Below are 16691 nucleotides of genomic sequence, written 5' to 3'. Positions count from 1 at the left end.
AAGGGAGGTTTTAGAGAAAAAAATAAGTAATAATACACAAAAAAGCTCATATAAACAATGAAAAGTAAGTGTAATATGTATAAAAACAAGAAAATGATAAAAAAATAACAATTTTATATTGACAAATAATTAACGATTGGGTATACTAAACCCATCGAAAAGAAAAGCAAGAAAGACTATTTACACGGAGGATATGAAAATGGCTAAAAAGAAAGAAGAAGCGGTGGTACCGGAAATCGTAGACAGCGTAGAGAGCCTTGAAGCAAAGATGAAAGCAATGCGCGAGGCACAGAAGATTTTTGCAACCTATACGCAGGAGCAGGTAGATAAGATTTTCTTTGAAGCGGCAATGGCTGCAAACAAAATGCGTATTCCCCTTGCAAAACAGGCAGTGGAAGAAACAGGGAGAGGCGTTGTAGAAGATAAGGTTATCAAAAATCATTACGCAGCAGAATATATTTACAATGCATATAAAAATACAAAAACATGCGGCGTGATCGAGGAAGATAAAGCATACGGAATCAAGAAAATTGCAGAGCCGATCGGACTTGTCGCTGCAGTTATTCCTACAACGAATCCGACATCAACAGCAATCTTTAAAACATTGATCTGTCTGAAAACAAGAAATGCGATCATTATCAGTCCTCATCCGGCAGCAAAAGCTTGTACGATTGCAGCGGCAAAGGTTGTTTTAGAGGCAGCTGTAAAGGCAGGCGCTCCGGAAGGGATTATCGGATGGATTGATACTCCTTCGCTGGAACTTACAAACACTGTTATGAGGGATGCGGATATCATCCTGGCAACAGGCGGACCGGGAATGGTAAAATCGGCCTACTCCTCCGGAAAGCCGGCGTTAGGTGTAGGCGCCGGAAATACACCAGTCATTATTGATGATACAGCAGATATCAGAAATGCAGTAAACTCTATCATCCATTCCAAAACATTTGACAATGGTATGATCTGTGCTTCGGAACAGTCAGTAACTGTACTGGAGAGTGTATATGAAGAAGTGAAGAAAGAATTTGCATACCGCGGATGTTACTTCCTGAAACCAGGGGAAGAGCTGGATAAGGTACGCAAGACTATCATTATCAATGGTGCGCTGAATAATAAAATTCCTGGAAAAAGCGCTTATGAGATTGCACAGCTGGCAGGTGTTGATGTGCCGGAAAATACAAAAATCCTGATCGGTGAAGTAGAATCTGTTGATATTTCTGAGGAATTTGCACATGAAAAACTTTCGCCGGTACTTGCAATGTACAAGGCTAAAACATTTGATGAAGCACTTTCAAAGGCAGAAAGACTTGTTGCAGACGGTGGATACGGACATACAGCAGCCCTTTACGTACATCCGGCAGAGACTGAAAAAATTGCAAAACATGCAGCAGCAATGAAAACATGCCGTATTTTGATCAATACACCTTCTTCACAGGGTGGCATTGGTGATCTTTATAACTTTAAACTGGCGCCTTCTCTTACTCTTGGATGCGGTTCCTGGGGCGGAAACTCCGTATCAGAGAACGTTGGAGTAAAACATCTGATCAACATTAAGACAGTTGCCGAGAGGAGAGAAAATATGCTTTGGTTCAGAACACCGGAAAAGGTTTACTTTAAGAAAGGATGTATGCCAGTTGCATTAGATGAGCTGGGAACAGTAATGCACAAGAAAAAGGCATTCATCGTTACAGATACATTCCTTTATAAGAATGGCTATGTTGCTCCGATCGAAGAAAAATTAGATGAGATGGGAATCCAGCATACATGCTTCTACGAAGTTGCACCGGACCCGACACTGCAGTGTGCACGCAGAGGTACAGAGCAGATGAGACAGTTTGAGCCGGATACGATCATCGCTTTAGGAGGCGGTTCCGCAATGGACGCTGCCAAGATCATGTGGGTAATGTATGAACATCCGGAAGCAAACTTTGAAGATATGGCAATGGATTTCATGGATATCCGTAAGAGAGTATATACCTTCCCGAAGATGGGAGAAAAAGCTTACTTTGTAGCGATTCCGACATCTTCCGGTACCGGATCTGAGGTGACGCCGTTTGCAATCATTACAGATGCAGATACAGGCGTAAAATGGCCTATCGCTGATTATGAATTACTGCCCAATATGGCGATTGTAGATGTAGATAATATGATGACACAGCCAAAGGGACTGACAAGCGCATCCGGTATTGATGTTATGACTCATGCGATTGAAGCGTATGTTTCTATTATGGCAACAGACTATACAGACGGAATTGCGATGAAGGCAGTTAAGATGGTATTTGATAATCTGCCGTCAGCATATGAAAATGGAGCAAATGATCCTCATGCCCGTGAAATGATGGCAAACGCTTCCTGTATGGCAGGTATGGCATTTGCAAATGCCTTCCTGGGACTGAACCATTCTATGGCTCATAAACTTGGTGCATTCCATCATCTGCCGCATGGAGTCGCAAATGCAGTGCTGCTGACAGAAGTTATGCGCTACAATGCAGCGGAAGCTCCGACCAGAATGGGAACATTCTCACAGTATCAGTATCCTCATGCGCTGGCAAGATATGCAGAGCTTGGACGTTTTGCAGGATGTCAGGGCAAGACAGATCAGGAAGTATTCGAGAACCTTCTTGCAAAACTGGAAGATCTGAAAGAAAAGATCGGTATTAAGAAATCGATTAAAGAATATGGCATCGATGAAAAGTATTTCCTGGATACGCTGGATGAAATGGTAGAACAGGCATTCAATGACCAGTGTACCGCAGCAAATCCAAGATATCCATTGATGAAAGAAATGAAAGACATTTATCTTAAATGCTATTATGGCAAATAGTTTTTCTCATAAGTTTTTCTCACAGAAAGAGGTGTGCCCGGCTGGGTGCGCCTCTTTCTATGGTGTTCGTGTATATGCCGGTTCTTGTAGAAAAAGGAAATAGCACATATTTGAAAATGTTAATTAAATAACAATAAAAATAAAATAGAAAAATAAGTTAAAAAAATATCAAAATGTATTTAAAAATAGAAAAGGCAGGAGTATAATATAGATAACAGGAAAACGGAACACTTATAAAGGAGGTAAGCTTATGGATATGGAAAAATGCAGACTGATCGTGGAACGTCCATACAAGAAAGTATATCAGTGTGAGGACAGTATTATCAAATTGTTCAGTGAAAAACACCCCAAGGTAGATATTTTTAATGAAGCATTGGAAAATGCCCGTGTGGAAGAATGTGGGCTGGATATACCTAAGCTACAGAAGGTAGAAAATATAGACGGAAAATGGGCACTGTTTTTTGAATACAGAGAAGGGAAGACTCTGGAGGAAATGATGAAAGTAGATCCGCAGAATCTGGATAAATATATGGAGGATTTTGTGGATCTTCAGGTGAAAGTACATTCTAAGAAGGCGCCTATGTTATCCAATATTAAAGATAAACTGCGCCGGCAGATCAACAGCATCAAAGAACTGGATGCAAGCCAGAGATATGAACTGCTTACCCGTCTTGAAAGCATGCCAAGGCATGATAAGCTTTGCCACGGGGACTTTAATCCAAGTAATATTATTGTAGGCAAAAATGGAAAGATGTCAATTGTAGACTGGGCTCATGCAACGATCGGAAATGCCAGCGCTGACGCGGCAATGAGTTATCTGCTTTTTGCCCTGAAGGATCAAAAGGCAGCAGACCTGTATCTTAAGATGTTCTGCAGAAAGTCAGATATAGCAGTTCAGTATGTGCAGCAGTGGCTGCCTATTGTCGCAGCTGCACAGCTTACAAAAGACAATGAGCTGGAAAAGGATTTTCTGATGCAGTGGATCGATGTTATGGATTATCAATAAATTGCTGATAGGGGAAAGCCAAACGCTATAAAAGAGTAAAAAGGATGCGTGTCAATTGCGGGACACGCATCCTTTTTCTGAACGGTTTAGTTTGCACGATAAACCTCGGCATAATATACACCATATGCAAGAGCAGTAGCATGGTCACTGACAAAGATATCGATTTTGTTTCCTTTAATCGCACCGCCGGTATCTTCCGCCGTATAGACATGTCCATTGATGATGACCTGTGAACCGAGAGGAATTACACTTGGATCTACTGCAATTGTACGACCGGCTGTGGGAACTGTACCGCTTGCTGTATGAGAACCGCCCCAGGAACCGGTACAGTAAAAGCAGGAGCAGTAGTGCGTGATCTTAAAGCGCCCCAGGCTCTGCTTTCCATCGGTGGAAACGTTGGAGCCTCCTGATCCTGATCCGGAAGAGCCCTGCTGGGCATCCTGAGCTGCATTCTGCTGCGCCTGACGCGCGGCTTCTTCAGCGGCTTTCTGCTGTGCAAGAAGGGCTTCGGCTTCTTTTGCTGCCTGCAGCTGATCCTTATATTTTTCCAATTCACTGGATTTGGAAGAAATTTCATTTTCAAGTTCAGTGCGGGTAGCATTTACCTGTTCCTGCATATCAGCCAGTTCTTCCTGCTGTTTCTTTAAGGTGTCACCTTCTTTTTTGATTTCGTTCTGGGTATCCTCCAGTTCCTGGAGCATTTCCCTGTCGTATTCGCTGACATTTTGGATGAAGTCAGTCTTATTCAGGAAATCAGCCATATCTTCTGCTGAACAAAGCAGTTCAATAAAACTTGTATTTCCCGCCTCGTACATATATTTGATCCGAAGCTTCATTGCTTCATATTGTTCCTCGCCTCTTGCCTGTGCCTCTTTCATTTTTTCCTGTGTAACTTTCATTGCGGAGCTGGTTTCCTCCATCTTTGAGGAAAGATCTTCCAGTTCGCCGCTAAGAGTATTCAATTTTTTGTTCAGATTATTTAATTCGTTCTCTAATCCATCTGTTTGTTTTTCTAATTCTTCCGTAGAAGGGTCTGCGTATACCAGAATGCTCGTACACCCCATGACTGTTATGCATCCGGCAAGCAGGCCGACGCGCAGCATGCGTTTTAATCTTGTACTAATCATATACATATCCTTTCTTTCGGCGAGTGCGTATCTATTATACAACAAATTGCTTTATTACGCAAATTTTGTTATGATAAAACATGAAAAATCTATCATACCGGAGGGGAAACAGATGAAGAAATATGAAGAAGAACATTATCTTATGGAAAATATAAAAGACAAAATTTATCCATGGGTAAAGTATGAACTAAGAGACAGCCATGCGCTGAACGGGAAAAACATTTCCCAAAAGGATACGCCGCTGATCGCCTTTGCAGGAGAGCTGACGGTTTTGCTGGTTATACAGAGAGGGGAAGATGCATATGAAATCATTAAGGACAATATGCTTCCTCCTGACTTCGACATAGAACAGCTTTACTATACAGCCTGTGAAAACCTTGCAAGAGATATAGAATTTGTAGTGTCAAATACATGGTACGGAGGGTTTGGCATTGTAGCCGACGGCCATCATGAAGCAAGCTCTCTGTGTCTGCAGCACATCTGGAATGTGTGTGCCGAGAAGCTGGACGATGATCTTGTGCTCATGGTGCCTTCCAAGGATCTGGTTTTGTTTGCCCCGGCAAAACAGGAGGAAGTAGTAGGCAAGATGATCGACTTCGGAAATGAGGCATATGAAAGAAGTCAGGATAGAATCAGTACAGAACTTTTGATTTTTACAAAAGACGGAAAGGAACTGCTCGTATATGATAAAATGCAGCACTGACAGAAAGAAAACGGGGAAAAAGATCAGGATGATCGCACTCGACCTGGACGGTACTTTGCTTACCAGCGATAAAGTCCTGACGGATCGTACAAAGGATGTTTTAAGGAGAGCGATCGAACAGGGCATTGTTGTTCTGCCTGCAACAGGGCGTCCTCTCTCCGGCATTCCAAAAGAGGTTATGGAATTTCCGGGAGTGAGGTATGCAGTTACTGCAAATGGTGCCCGGATCGTGGACAGTTTGGAGGGACGTATCCTTTATGAGGATCAGGTATCCTATGAAAACGGGAAAAAGGTATTGGAAATATGCGGAAAGTATGACGCACTCCTGGAGGTGTACTATAATGGAGTGGGATATACGGAAGAAAGCGCTCTTAATAGGCTGGGGGACTTTGTACCAAGAGTTCCCATGGCTGCATACATACTGAATACGCGTCGGCCCGTTGAAAATGTAACAGAGCTTTTTAACAGGAAGAAGCTGCCTACCGATAAAGTACAGGCCATTTTTTCTTCGGAGGAGGATTGTAAAAAAGCCTGGAAAGAAGTAGAAGATCATATTCTGGATATTGAGATTACAGGAGCGCTGTGCAATAATATAGAAGTAAATGCCAAAGGAGTAAATAAAGGCAAAGGGATTTTGATGCTGGGAAAAATTCTTGGCATTGAACGGGAAGAGATCATGGCCTTTGGAGACGGACGGAACGATACGGCTATGCTGCAGGAAGCCGGATTGGGTATTGCAATGAGCAATGCAGTAGAAGAGGCTAAGGCAGCAGCAGATGAAGTGACTCTGTCAAATGATGAGGAAGGCGTGGCCGCCGCTATCGAGAAATATGTGCTGGATGGGGATGTGTGATGCCGGAAAATGACAAAATGAAAGAGGAGAGCGAAAATGTTAGATGTGATTAAGGTAATTATCCTTGGGATTGTGGAAGGTATTACAGAGTGGCTTCCGGTCAGCAGTACCGGCCATCTGATTCTGGTGGGAGATATTCTTAAGCCGGATTTAAGTGATGCTTTTATGGAAATGTTTAATGTTGTCATTCAGCTGGGGGCAATTATGGCAGTTGTAGTTTTGTATTTCCATAAGCTGAATCCATTTTCTCCGAGAAAGACACAGAAACAGAAAATGCTGACATGGCAGATGTGGATCAAAGTGCTGATCGCTTCTGTCCCGGCAGGAATTGTGGGTGTGCTTTTTAATGACTACCTGGATGCTGTTTTCTATAAGCCGCTTCCTGTGGCAGTGATGCTGATCGTATATGGTGTTCTGTTTATTGTTGTGGAAAATAGAAATAAGCATCAGAGACCAAAAGTAACTAAAATATCCGAGTTATCTGTGCAGATGCTGCTTTGGATCGGTGTATTTCAGATGCTTGCCCTTATTCCGGGAACATCCAGATCAGGAGCTACTATCGTAGGGGCATTGATGATTGGAATTTCAAGAAGTACGGCAGCGGAATTTACCTTTTTCCTTGCAATTCCGGCTATGTTTGGTGCAAGTCTTTTGAAACTGGTGAATTTTGGTCTGTCCTTTACAGCGAAAGAAGCGGGAATGCTTGCTTTGGGATGTCTTGTGTCCTTTGGATTGTCTGTTGTTGCAATTAAATTTTTGATGGGTTATATCAAGCAGCATGATTTCAAAATATTCGGTTATTACCGGATAGCGCTGGGTGCTATTATCATTATCGTGTCACTGGTTCAGTTGATAATTGCATAAGAATCCAAAAAGATACTTGTTTTTTCTTGGTTTCGTGTTAGAATATGTACTAGACTTGAATTTTTATACGCATAAATGATTAAAATAAATGGGGATAATCAGGAGGAAAAGGAATATGAAATGGAAAAAAGTAATCAGTGTAATGTTGGCAGCAGCATGTGTGGCCGGTCTTGCAGCATGCGGCAGCAGTGATTCATCATCAGAGGGCGGAGACAGCACAGAGGAAAAGGATACTCTTGTTATGGCAACAAATGCGGAATTTCCGCCTTATGAATATTATGAAGGACAGGACATCGTAGGAATCGATGTGGATATTGCCAATGCAATTGCAGATGAGCTGGGTATGGAGCTGAAGATCGAGGATATGGCATTTGACTCTATCATTGCTGCTGTAACAAGCGGAAAAGCTGATTTCGGAGCAGCAGGTATGACGGTGGATCCGGATCGTGAGAAGGAAGTCAACTTTACAGATACTTATGCGGAAGCGACACAGGTAATCATTGTAAATGAGGACAGTACGATTGCCGGACCGGACGATCTGGCAGGAAAGAAGATCGGTGTTCAGCTGGGAACAACAGGAGATATGTATGTATCTGATATCGAAGATGCTACAGTAGAAAGATACAACAAAGGATTTGAGGCAGTGCAGGCTCTGACACAGGATAAGATCGATGCAGTTGTGATCGACGGTGAGCCGGCTAAGAAGTTTGTTGAGTCCGCAGAAGGAACAAAGATCCTGGATGAGGCATATACACAGGAAGAGTACGCGATTGTTGTGGCAAAGGATAACGAAGAGCTGCTTGAGCAGATCAACGGAGCGATCGCAGATCTGAAAGAATCCGGAAAACTGGATGAGATCGTTGCAAAATATATTACTTCAGATGAAGACTAATTCATGATCGGACCAATAGATAAGGTGTAAATTATGTTGCAGGAATGGCAAGAGAAATTTTATTTAAACTTTATAAAAGATGAGCGGTGGAGATTTATATGGGATGGCCTGAAAGTAACGCTTCAGGTAACTTTTCTGGCCGTGCTTATCGGCATTGTTCTGGGACTTCTTGTGGCCATTGTGCGTTCTACGTATGATAAGACAGGTAAGCTTCGTATTCTCAATCTGCTCTGCAAGCTGTATCTGACTGTGATCAGGGGAACGCCTGTTGTTGTACAGCTGCTGATCATATATTTCGTCATCTTTGCCAGTGTTTCAGTTGATAAGATTATTGTGGCGGTGATGGCATTTGGATTTAATTCAGGGGCCTATGTGGCGGAAATATTCCGATCGGGTATCATGTCCATTGACAACGGACAGATGGAGGCAGGAAGAAGCCTTGGATTCACATACAGTCAGACAATGTTTTATATTGTAATGCCGCAGGCTTTTAAAAACGTCCTGCCGGCGCTTGGAAATGAGTTTATCGTACTTTTAAAAGAGACTTCTGTATCGGGATATATTGCCCTGCAGGATCTCACCAAGGGCGGAGATATTATCCGAAGCCAGACATACAGTGCGTTTATGCCTCTGTTTGCAGTCGCACTTATTTACCTTGTTATGGTGCTTATTTTTACTAAGCTGGTAAATATGCTGGAAAGGAGGCTGAGGAACAGTGACCACTAAGGAAGATGTATTGATCCGCATTGAGGATGTGCATAAGATATTTGGTGAGCTTCATGCCCTGAATGGTATTTCCGGAGAAATTAAAAGAGGGGAAGTTGTGGTGATCATCGGTCCTTCCGGTTCCGGCAAATCAACGCTTTTGAGATCTCTGAATCTTTTGGAGGTTCCATCCAAAGGACATATATATTTTGACGGAGTCGATATTACAGATAAAAAAGTTGATATCAACAAACATCGTCAGAAGATGGGAATGGTGTTCCAGCATTTTAATTTATTCCCTCATAAGACGATTCTTCAGAATATCACGCTTGCACCTGTTAAGCTTCTGAAAAAAGACAAAAAAGAAGCGGAAGAAGAAGCAATGAAACTTCTGGAGCGAGTAGGGCTGGAAGGAAAGGCAAATGCTTATCCGTCACAGCTGTCCGGAGGACAGAAGCAGAGAATTGCCATTGTGCGTTCTCTGGCTATGAAACCGGATGTGATGCTTTTTGATGAGCCTACCTCTGCACTTGATCCGGAGATGGTCGGAGAGGTTTTAGATCTCATGAAGCAGCTGGCAAAAGAGGGAATGACAATGGTTGTTGTTACCCATGAGATGGGATTTGCCCGTGAAGTCGGCACGAGAGTCGTTTTTATGGATGAAGGTCAGATCAAGGAAGAGGGAGAACCGGAGGAGTTTTTCACAAGGCCAAAGGAGCCCAGACTTCAGGAATTTTTATCCAAGATTCTATAAAAAATTTGATCAAAAAAAGGCAGAGCCGAAAGCGGCGCTGAAGTATACAGGGCAGGGGAATACCCCCTGCCCTTTTTGTGATTTTTCTGTTATAATCGGAAAAGAAAAGGAGAAGATCATGAAATACGAACGAATCTATGAGGGAACGTTTCTGGAGCGGCCCAATCGGTTTATTGCATATATTGATATAGATGGGAAGAAAGAAACGGTTCATGTAAAGAATACAGGAAGGTGCGCCGAACTTCTTATACCCGGAACAAAAGTCTACGTACAGAAAGCAGAAAATCCGGAAAGAAAGACAAAGTGGGATCTGATCGCAGTTCTGAAAAAGGACCGCCTGATCAACATGGACTCCCAGGTGCCGAATGCCGCTGCAAAAGAGTGGATAGAAGGAGGGGGACTGTTTCGGGAACCGGCGCTGATACGCCGGGAATATACTTACGGGAAGTCACGGATCGATCTGTATGTGGAGGCGGAAAACAAAAAAATCCTGATCGAGGTAAAGGGAGTGACGCTGGAAGAGGATGGTGTCGTCCGTTTTCCCGACGCGCCCAGCGACCGGGCAGTGAAGCATGTGGAAGAGCTGGCCGGGGCTGTGAAAGAAGGTTATGAGTGTTATGTGCTTTTTGTCGTGCAGATGGAGGGCGTAAAGTTCTTTACTCCCAACCGGGATACCCATCCGGCTTTTTGCGAAGCGCTGAAGGAAGCGGAAAAGGCCGGAGTGAAGGTGATGGCGGTGGATTGCCATGTGGAAAAGGATAAAATAGAAGTCAAAGGACAGGTTCCGGTTATTCTGGAAGATCCCAGGCTGTATGAAATGAGAGATTCACTTATCTCCTGGTATCGGGAGAACAGAAGGAAGCTTCCGTGGAGAGAAGATCCAACCCCCTATCATGTATGGATCTCAGAGATTATGCTGCAGCAGACGAGGGTGGAGGCTGTAAAGCCTTATTACGCAAGATTCCTAAAAGCGCTTCCCACAGTGAAAGATCTGGCGGAAGCAGGAGAGGATACGCTCCTTAAGCTGTGGGAAGGACTTGGGTATTATAACCGCGTGAGGAATATGCAGAAGGCGGCGCAGCAGATCATGATGGATTTTGACGGGCAATTTCCGGATCACTATGAAGCAATCCTTTCTTTGAAAGGAATCGGAAGCTATACAGCGGGAGCTATCAGTGCTTTTGCATACGGTCTTCCCAAGGCTGCAGTGGATGGGAATGTGCTGCGGGTCTTATCCAGGATCCTTGGAAGCAGAGAGGATATTATGAAGGCGTCTGTCAAAAAACAGATGGAGGAGAAGCTGGAGAAGGTAATTCCGCCTAAGGAAGCCAGTGATTTTGGGCAGGGACTGATAGAACTTGGAGCCCTGATCTGTCTGCCAAACGGAGAACCGAAATGCCGGGAATGTCCCCTGCAGAAATGGTGCAGCGCACACAGGGAAGGACTGCAGGGCGAGATTCCGGTGCGCAGAAAACCAAAAGAGAGAAAGAAGGAGAAGAAGACGGTTTTCATTTTCCGGGACGGAGAGAAAGCGGCGATCCGTAAAAGACCGAAAAAAGGGCTTCTGGCAGGCTTATATGAGCTTCCAAATGAAAAGGGGCACCTTTCCATGGAGGAAGCGGTTGCCTACAGTAAGAAGATCGGTCTTACACCTGTACGGGTAAAGGCACTTGGAGAGGCAAAACATATTTTCAGTCATGTGGAGTGGGAGATGACCGGATATTTTATCTGGGTGGACGAACTGGAGAAGTCCTGTCGGGAACCTATGCTGTTTGTGAGGCCGGAGGAAGTGGAGAAGGAATATCCTATTCCGTCCGCTTTCGAGAAATATGTGGGCTATCTTAATATCCGTCTGGGAAATGACAGATATTCGGAAGAATAAAAAAGAGTTCCGCATTGGAACTCTTTTCCTTATTTTCTGTTTCTTTTGTTTCGGGCTTTATGGGCCTTTATAAACGTTCGTTGTTTTCACGCATGAATTTGTATTCGGCAACAGAGCGGTCAAAGCCTTCAATGTGCACATAAAGCCATTCAACTACTTTTTCCTGTACTTTTGCAACAAAAGCAGGAGAAGGTCCTTCCTCTTCAACAAGCATGTCCTGAAGATCAGCGATCGTCTGTTTAAAGATTTCATGCTGCTCTTTATGTTTCAGGAAACCGGGATACTCAATTTCTCTCTGAAGCTGCTCTTCAGCAGAAAAATGAAAGTTTGTATACTCTTCCAGATAATCCAGAGTTCTTACCGCAACTGCTTTATCGTTGCTCTGCTCACAGCTTCTTAACACCTCGTTGATTTTTTCGATCAGTTCTTTGTGCTGGGAATCGATCATTTCATTTCCGGTTACCAGGTTATCACTAAATTCTGCATACATTGTATTTTTCCTCCTTGTATAAAAAGATAAAATTTATAGCAAAGGTTCCCCCTTGTATTTTATGATCAAATGGGCTGATGTGAAAGTTTGGGCGCTTTTCTGCGTGCAGGCACATACACAAAAGGATAAATGATCCCAGCCATTACCATTGCGGCAAAGACATCCGTTACGGAATGTTGCTTTAAAAACATTGTTGAAAGAATGATGAGTGTGCCAAAAATGTAAATAAAACCTTTCAGGCGTTTGCGGTTTTTCATTCCTTCGTCGTGGGCAACAGCAAAAATAACGGACAAAGTATTGAACACATGAATACTGGGCAGAACATTTGTCGGTGTATCCGCTGCATATACAAGGCGTACCAGATCCGTAAAAATATTGTCCCGCGTCAAGGTATCAGGTCTTAGATCCAGTCCATTGGGAAAGACGGTGCATACAATAAGAAAAATTGTCATTCCCGTAAACATGAAAGCGCACAGGCGATAAAAGCCCTTTTTATTTGTAAAGAAAAAGTATCCTACTATTACTGCGATAAAGACAAACCAAAGCAGATAGGGTACAATGAAATATTCAATAAACGGAATATAGTCATCCAGCGGAGAATGGATCAGGTAATAATCTTTTGATACGTGATTTTCCAGATAGAGAAACCATGGCATGTAGATCAGCCCGTACAAAAAGACCCATGCGTGGCTGTATTTCTTCAGAAAGGCGGTGATTTTCATTATAATACTTCCCTTCAGCAATATTATTACAGTTTTTTATTACAGTTTGCATAGAAATTATATTTTTAATTCACTGGAATTATAACACGAAAAAGTTTAATCAACAAGGCGGTTCACCGTTTCTTAATAAAATTCCGCTTCTTTTTCGAAAATCTGCATATCATAGTGAAGAGAGCCCAGTGTGCGGGCTTTTTCTGTGCGCAAAGTCCATACGGCAACCGGAGTCTGAAAGACCCGGCGGCAGATCCATACACTGATCTCCGGCAGATCTTTCAGCTTATAAGAAATAAAGTCCGGCCTTCCCAGAAAATTAAAAAGAAGATGTTTTGCCATGAACTTGAGAATATAGGGTTCTCTTGTGGGACTGGCAGTCAGGTTGGAGGAAAGCTGGCCGCGCAGTATGTGAGGGGCGTGAAGGCGAAACCAGTGAAGTCCCATTGTGTTGAAAGACTGGATCAGAAAAGGGCCGTTGTAAGTTTTCAGGATTTCATAAGTCTTTTCGCAGATCCGGACAGAACGTCCGGGTATCTTCAGTTCAATGAGAAGAGGCACCCTCCCGTCAATGAAGGAGAGAACCTCAGATAACAGAGGGATCTTCTCAGATGTATGCAGCAGAAAAAACTGCTGCAGTTCACTGTATGTATAGGACTCGATCCGGCCTGTAACGCCACAGAGCCGGTCCAGCGTATCGTCATGGAAAACAGCGACCTGACCGTCCTTTGTCAGGTGGACATCAAGCTCAATTCCATAGTGGAGGCGGGCAGCAGCCTTGAAGGCAGCAATAGAATTTTCAGGAATGAGATGACTGGAAGAATGATATCCCCGATGGGCAAATTTTATATTCTGGTATTGTTCCATTTCTTTTTTCCTGGAAGTTCTTGGAAGTATGGAAAAAAGATAGAGTCCGATCGCAAGGCATGCGATCAGGATAACGACAGCAGCTGCAAACAAAGGCTTTGGAATAAATACAATAAATGATGGCATAAATTTCACATCCTTTCCTATCCGGTAATGACACGGAGTTTTTCCGGTTCAAGGCAGGCGCGGATCGAGTGCTGTAAAAAGACAGGTTCTCCGTCGGTATGGACCGGGAGAGCAATATCGCTTTCAATCTGCACCTCTTTGCATGTATAAGTATAAACTCCGTGGAAGCGGGTATGCCATCCTTTGAAGGCAAAGGGCAGCAAAAGAAGCGCTTTGATTCTGGAAATGCCGGAGATTACCATGACATTTAAAAGACCGTCACAGGGATCCGCCTCCGGACAGAAACGAAAACCGCCTCCCTCATATGGGTGGTTCATTGCAACGGTAAAGAAAACCTTTGAAAAGGAAAGGGTTTTTTTGCCGTCCAGCGTTACCTGCATAGATGCCGGGAGCAGGTGGATCAGCCGGTGAAAGGCGATGGCAGCATAAGTCAGTTTGCCAAGACCGAGCCGGTTGAGTATGACTTTCATCCGGGAGATAACAGCCTGATGGCAGATGGCGGCGTCAAACCCCAGTCCGGCGCTTACTGCAAAGCGTTTTGTTCTGTTTTTATAAAAGAGAAGCCCTACGTTCATGTAGGAATAGGAGGCGGGAGAGAGGATTGCTGCAAGGGCTTTTTGTGGATCACGGGGAAGCGCGAAAGCGCGGGCAAAATCATTGCTTGAGCCGATGGGAATATACCCCACAGTGACGAGGGAGAGATTTTTTATTCCTCCGATCACCTCATTGATAGTTCCGTCTCCTCCAAGAACAATGATGGTGTGTTCCTGACCGTCAGAAGTCAGCTTTCGGGTCATGGCAGTAGCGTGGCGCTGATATTTTGTAAAAAACGCCCGGTATGGAACGGAAGATTCTTTCAGTTTTGGTTCCAACTGTTCCCATACCCTGCCGCCAAGTCCGGAACGGGCGTTGGGATTTATGATAAATGTATACATAGATGTTCTCCCTTCAGATAATATAAAATTATACCGCGGATGTGCCTGTGAGACAACAAGAGAGATTGCTATTTTAATGACAAGATGTTATATTTAAGGAAGATTCAGATAAAAGACAACTCCTTACACTGCAGAAGGCAGGCAGCGCATGAGAGCGGGTCTTTGATTAAGGAGGAAGAATAGAATGATGAAACTGGGATTTATTGGAACAGGAAATATGGCGACTGCCATGATGGGAGGTATCCTTGCAAATGGTCTTGCCAAGGCGGATGAAGTGATCGGGGCAGATCCCACTGAAGCAGGCAGAAAGCGGGTGCAGGAGAAGTACGGCATCCATGTGACAGCTGACAATAAAACAGCTGCAAGAGAGGCTAAGATTCTTATCCTTTCTGTAAAACCACAGTTTTATGCCGATGTGATCGAGGAGATCAAAGATGAGATCACAGACAGCCATCTCATCATTACCATTGCTCCCGGAAAAACACTTGACTGGGTAGAGGAACAGTTTGGGAAGCCGGTAAAGATCATACGTACAATGCCAAATACTCCTGCAATGGTTGGAGAGGGAATGACAGCGGTATGCAAAAATAAATATGTAACGGAAGAGGAGATGGAAGAGGCTTTGAAAATTCTTGGAAGCTTTGGAAAAGCAGAAGTGATCCCGGAGCGTCTGATGGACGCTGTGGTATCTGTAAGCGGAAGTTCCCCGGCCTATGTATTTATTTTGATCGAGGCTATGGCGGATGCGGCGGTATCCGGAGGAATGCCAAGAGCCCAGGCTTATAAATTTGCTGCCCAGGCGGTAATGGGAAGTGCAAAAATGGTTCTGGAAACAGGAAAACATCCGGCAGAGCTGAAGGATATGGTGTGTTCGCCGGCAGGTACAACCATCGAAGCGGTGCGGGTGCTGGAGGAGATGGGATTTCGCAGTGCAGTGATAGAAGCAATGAAAACATGTGAAGAGATTTCAAAAAGCCTGTAACCTGTGTATCAAATAAAGGAGATTAAAAGACAGAATGGAAAAAAGACAACTGAAGCCGTGGATGGCGGTCATATTTGTACCTGTATTTTGGATAGATATTTTTATCTTGAGCGGATTATTTGGCCGCTGGTTCGGCGTGTGGGGGACACTGATCGGAGAGCTTCTGCTGATTGTGCTTGCAGTGGGAATTGCTGCGGCGTTTCGGGCGGATATTCGGCGGATTTTCCCTCTGAAGAGGCCGGAAGCAGCCAAGGTAGGAGGCACTATTGTGCTCTGGCTTGGAACATTTCTGGCAGCCATGGGTATTGTGGGCGTCCTCAGCTATTTCTTTCCACAGCAGATGCTGGGGGCAGGAGAGGATGTGGGAAGCGTGGTAATGACGCTTCCGGCCTGGTTCTCCCTTTTCCTTGTTGCCCTGACTCCTGCTGTGTGTGAGGAAGTGGCGTTCCGAGGGACTTTTCTTGGATGCTTTCGGAGTATAAGAAATAAATGGATCGGTATTCTGGTTGTTTCAGTAGTATTCGGACTGTTCCATGGAAGCATCTGGAGAGCCATCCCTACAACGATCCTTGGAATTGCAATGGGATATCTTCTGATGGAGACAGATAATATGTTCTATAATATGCTGTTTCATCTTATCAATAATGCAGTGCCGATTCTCCTGCTTCTCTTCCTTTCCATGATGCCCGGGGCCGCTGTGGATCAGAGCCAGATGGCAGAAGTACAGCAGCAGATGGCAGGAGGAGTTTCTCTGATGGTGATGGCAATCTATCTGATGTACTCCTCCGGCGCGCCTCTTTTGCTCTATATAGGAAATTATCTGATCCACAGAGGACAGCCGGGATATACAAAGGGTATATTTCCCAGAGAAAAGAGATGGCAGCTGGTTCTTCTGCTTGTTGTCAGCTTCTTCCTTTTCCTTATGGGAATGCTGCTGATGTTTCTTTCAACAATTGTTGCTCTGGCGTAGC

The 16691-nt window shown here is 44.1% G+C and carries 16 protein-coding genes; 11 read left to right on the top strand and 5 right to left on the bottom strand.

The window, feature by feature from the left end; translation table 11 throughout:
* Nucleotides 1-199: 199 nt before the first annotated feature.
* Nucleotides 200-2821, top strand: coding sequence for a bifunctional acetaldehyde-CoA/alcohol dehydrogenase (gene adhE / locus WJ238_RS07720; RefSeq protein ID WP_230106980.1), 2622 nt, complete (start codon nucleotides 200-202; stop codon nucleotides 2819-2821).
* Between the two features lie 250 nt (nucleotides 2822-3071).
* Nucleotides 3072-3827 carry an aminoglycoside phosphotransferase family protein gene (locus tag WJ238_RS07715; RefSeq protein WP_337606608.1) on the top strand — a complete coding sequence of 252 codons (756 nt, stop codon included), beginning with the start codon at nucleotides 3072-3074 and terminating at the stop codon, nucleotides 3825-3827.
* 86 nt (nucleotides 3828-3913) lie between these two features.
* Here WJ238_RS07715 and WJ238_RS07710 read toward each other — a convergent pair whose 3' ends face one another.
* Nucleotides 3914-4954, bottom strand: coding sequence for a 3D domain-containing protein (locus WJ238_RS07710; RefSeq protein WP_230106978.1), 1041 nt, complete (start codon nucleotides 4952-4954; stop codon nucleotides 3914-3916).
* Between the two features lie 112 nt (nucleotides 4955-5066).
* Between WJ238_RS07710 and WJ238_RS07705 the strand changes: the two genes are divergently transcribed.
* From WJ238_RS07705 to mutY, 7 genes are all read left to right on the top strand, one after another.
* Nucleotides 5067-5657 carry a DUF1444 domain-containing protein gene (locus WJ238_RS07705; protein ID WP_337606607.1) on the top strand — a complete coding sequence of 197 codons (591 nt, stop codon included), beginning with the start codon at nucleotides 5067-5069 and terminating at the stop codon, nucleotides 5655-5657.
* Nucleotides 5638-6510 carry a Cof-type HAD-IIB family hydrolase gene (locus WJ238_RS07700; protein WP_230106976.1) on the top strand — a complete coding sequence of 291 codons (873 nt, stop codon included), beginning with the start codon at nucleotides 5638-5640 and terminating at the stop codon, nucleotides 6508-6510. The genes WJ238_RS07705 and WJ238_RS07700 overlap by 20 nt, the downstream gene beginning before the upstream one ends.
* Nucleotides 6511-6546: 36 nt before the next feature.
* Nucleotides 6547-7374 (top strand): undecaprenyl-diphosphate phosphatase, encoded by an 828-nt coding sequence (locus WJ238_RS07695; protein ID WP_230106975.1) that lies wholly within the window; start codon nucleotides 6547-6549, stop codon nucleotides 7372-7374.
* Nucleotides 7375-7489: 115 nt separating this feature from the next.
* Nucleotides 7490-8266 (top strand): basic amino acid ABC transporter substrate-binding protein, encoded by a 777-nt coding sequence (locus WJ238_RS07690; RefSeq protein WP_337606606.1) that lies wholly within the window; start codon nucleotides 7490-7492, stop codon nucleotides 8264-8266.
* A gap of 33 nt (nucleotides 8267-8299) precedes the next feature.
* The gene (locus WJ238_RS07685; protein WP_230106973.1) at nucleotides 8300-8992 is read left to right on the top strand and encodes an amino acid ABC transporter permease; all 693 of its coding nucleotides are present in this window, start codon (nucleotides 8300-8302) and stop codon (nucleotides 8990-8992) included.
* Nucleotides 8982-9725, top strand: coding sequence for an amino acid ABC transporter ATP-binding protein (locus tag WJ238_RS07680; RefSeq protein WP_304999998.1), 744 nt, complete (start codon nucleotides 8982-8984; stop codon nucleotides 9723-9725). The genes WJ238_RS07685 and WJ238_RS07680 overlap by 11 nt, the downstream gene beginning before the upstream one ends.
* A gap of 118 nt (nucleotides 9726-9843) precedes the next feature.
* Nucleotides 9844-11607, top strand: coding sequence for an A/G-specific adenine glycosylase (mutY, locus tag WJ238_RS07675; RefSeq protein ID WP_316268214.1), 1764 nt, complete (start codon nucleotides 9844-9846; stop codon nucleotides 11605-11607).
* A gap of 67 nt (nucleotides 11608-11674) precedes the next feature.
* Here mutY and WJ238_RS07670 read toward each other — a convergent pair whose 3' ends face one another.
* The 4 genes from WJ238_RS07670 to WJ238_RS07655 all read right to left on the bottom strand — a co-directional run bounded on the left by WJ238_RS07670 (nucleotide 11675) and on the right by WJ238_RS07655 (nucleotide 14738).
* Nucleotides 11675-12097, bottom strand: coding sequence for a bacteriohemerythrin (locus WJ238_RS07670; RefSeq protein ID WP_230106971.1), 423 nt, complete (start codon nucleotides 12095-12097; stop codon nucleotides 11675-11677).
* Nucleotides 12098-12162: 65 nt separating this feature from the next.
* Nucleotides 12163-12819 (bottom strand): phosphatase PAP2 family protein, encoded by a 657-nt coding sequence (locus tag WJ238_RS07665; protein WP_337606605.1) that lies wholly within the window; start codon nucleotides 12817-12819, stop codon nucleotides 12163-12165.
* Between the two features lie 123 nt (nucleotides 12820-12942).
* Nucleotides 12943-13803, bottom strand: a complete 861-nt coding sequence (locus WJ238_RS07660; protein ID WP_337606604.1) for a glycerophosphodiester phosphodiesterase — start codon at nucleotides 13801-13803, stop codon at nucleotides 12943-12945.
* 17 nt (nucleotides 13804-13820) lie between these two features.
* The gene (locus WJ238_RS07655; RefSeq protein WP_337606603.1) at nucleotides 13821-14738 is read right to left on the bottom strand and encodes a diacylglycerol/lipid kinase family protein; all 918 of its coding nucleotides are present in this window, start codon (nucleotides 14736-14738) and stop codon (nucleotides 13821-13823) included.
* Nucleotides 14739-14925: 187 nt separating this feature from the next.
* Between WJ238_RS07655 and proC the strand changes: the two genes are divergently transcribed.
* Both proC and WJ238_RS07645 read left to right on the top strand, forming a co-directional pair.
* On the top strand, nucleotides 14926-15720 hold the full coding sequence (proC, locus tag WJ238_RS07650; RefSeq protein WP_337606609.1) for a pyrroline-5-carboxylate reductase: 795 nt from the start codon (nucleotides 14926-14928) through the stop codon (nucleotides 15718-15720).
* A 34-nt stretch (nucleotides 15721-15754) separates the two neighbouring features.
* Complete coding sequence (locus WJ238_RS07645; protein ID WP_337606602.1) at nucleotides 15755-16690, top strand: CPBP family glutamic-type intramembrane protease; 936 nt, start codon at nucleotides 15755-15757, stop codon at nucleotides 16688-16690.
* The last annotated feature ends 1 nt before the right edge of the window (nucleotide 16691 follow it).

Source organism: Claveliimonas sp., from assembly GCF_037273965.1.
GTDB classification, from domain to species: Bacteria; Bacillota; Clostridia; order Lachnospirales; family Lachnospiraceae; genus Claveliimonas; species Claveliimonas bilis.
The sequence above is the reverse complement of the archived record's forward strand: the minus strand, read 5'-3'. Positions and strand labels throughout refer to the sequence as shown.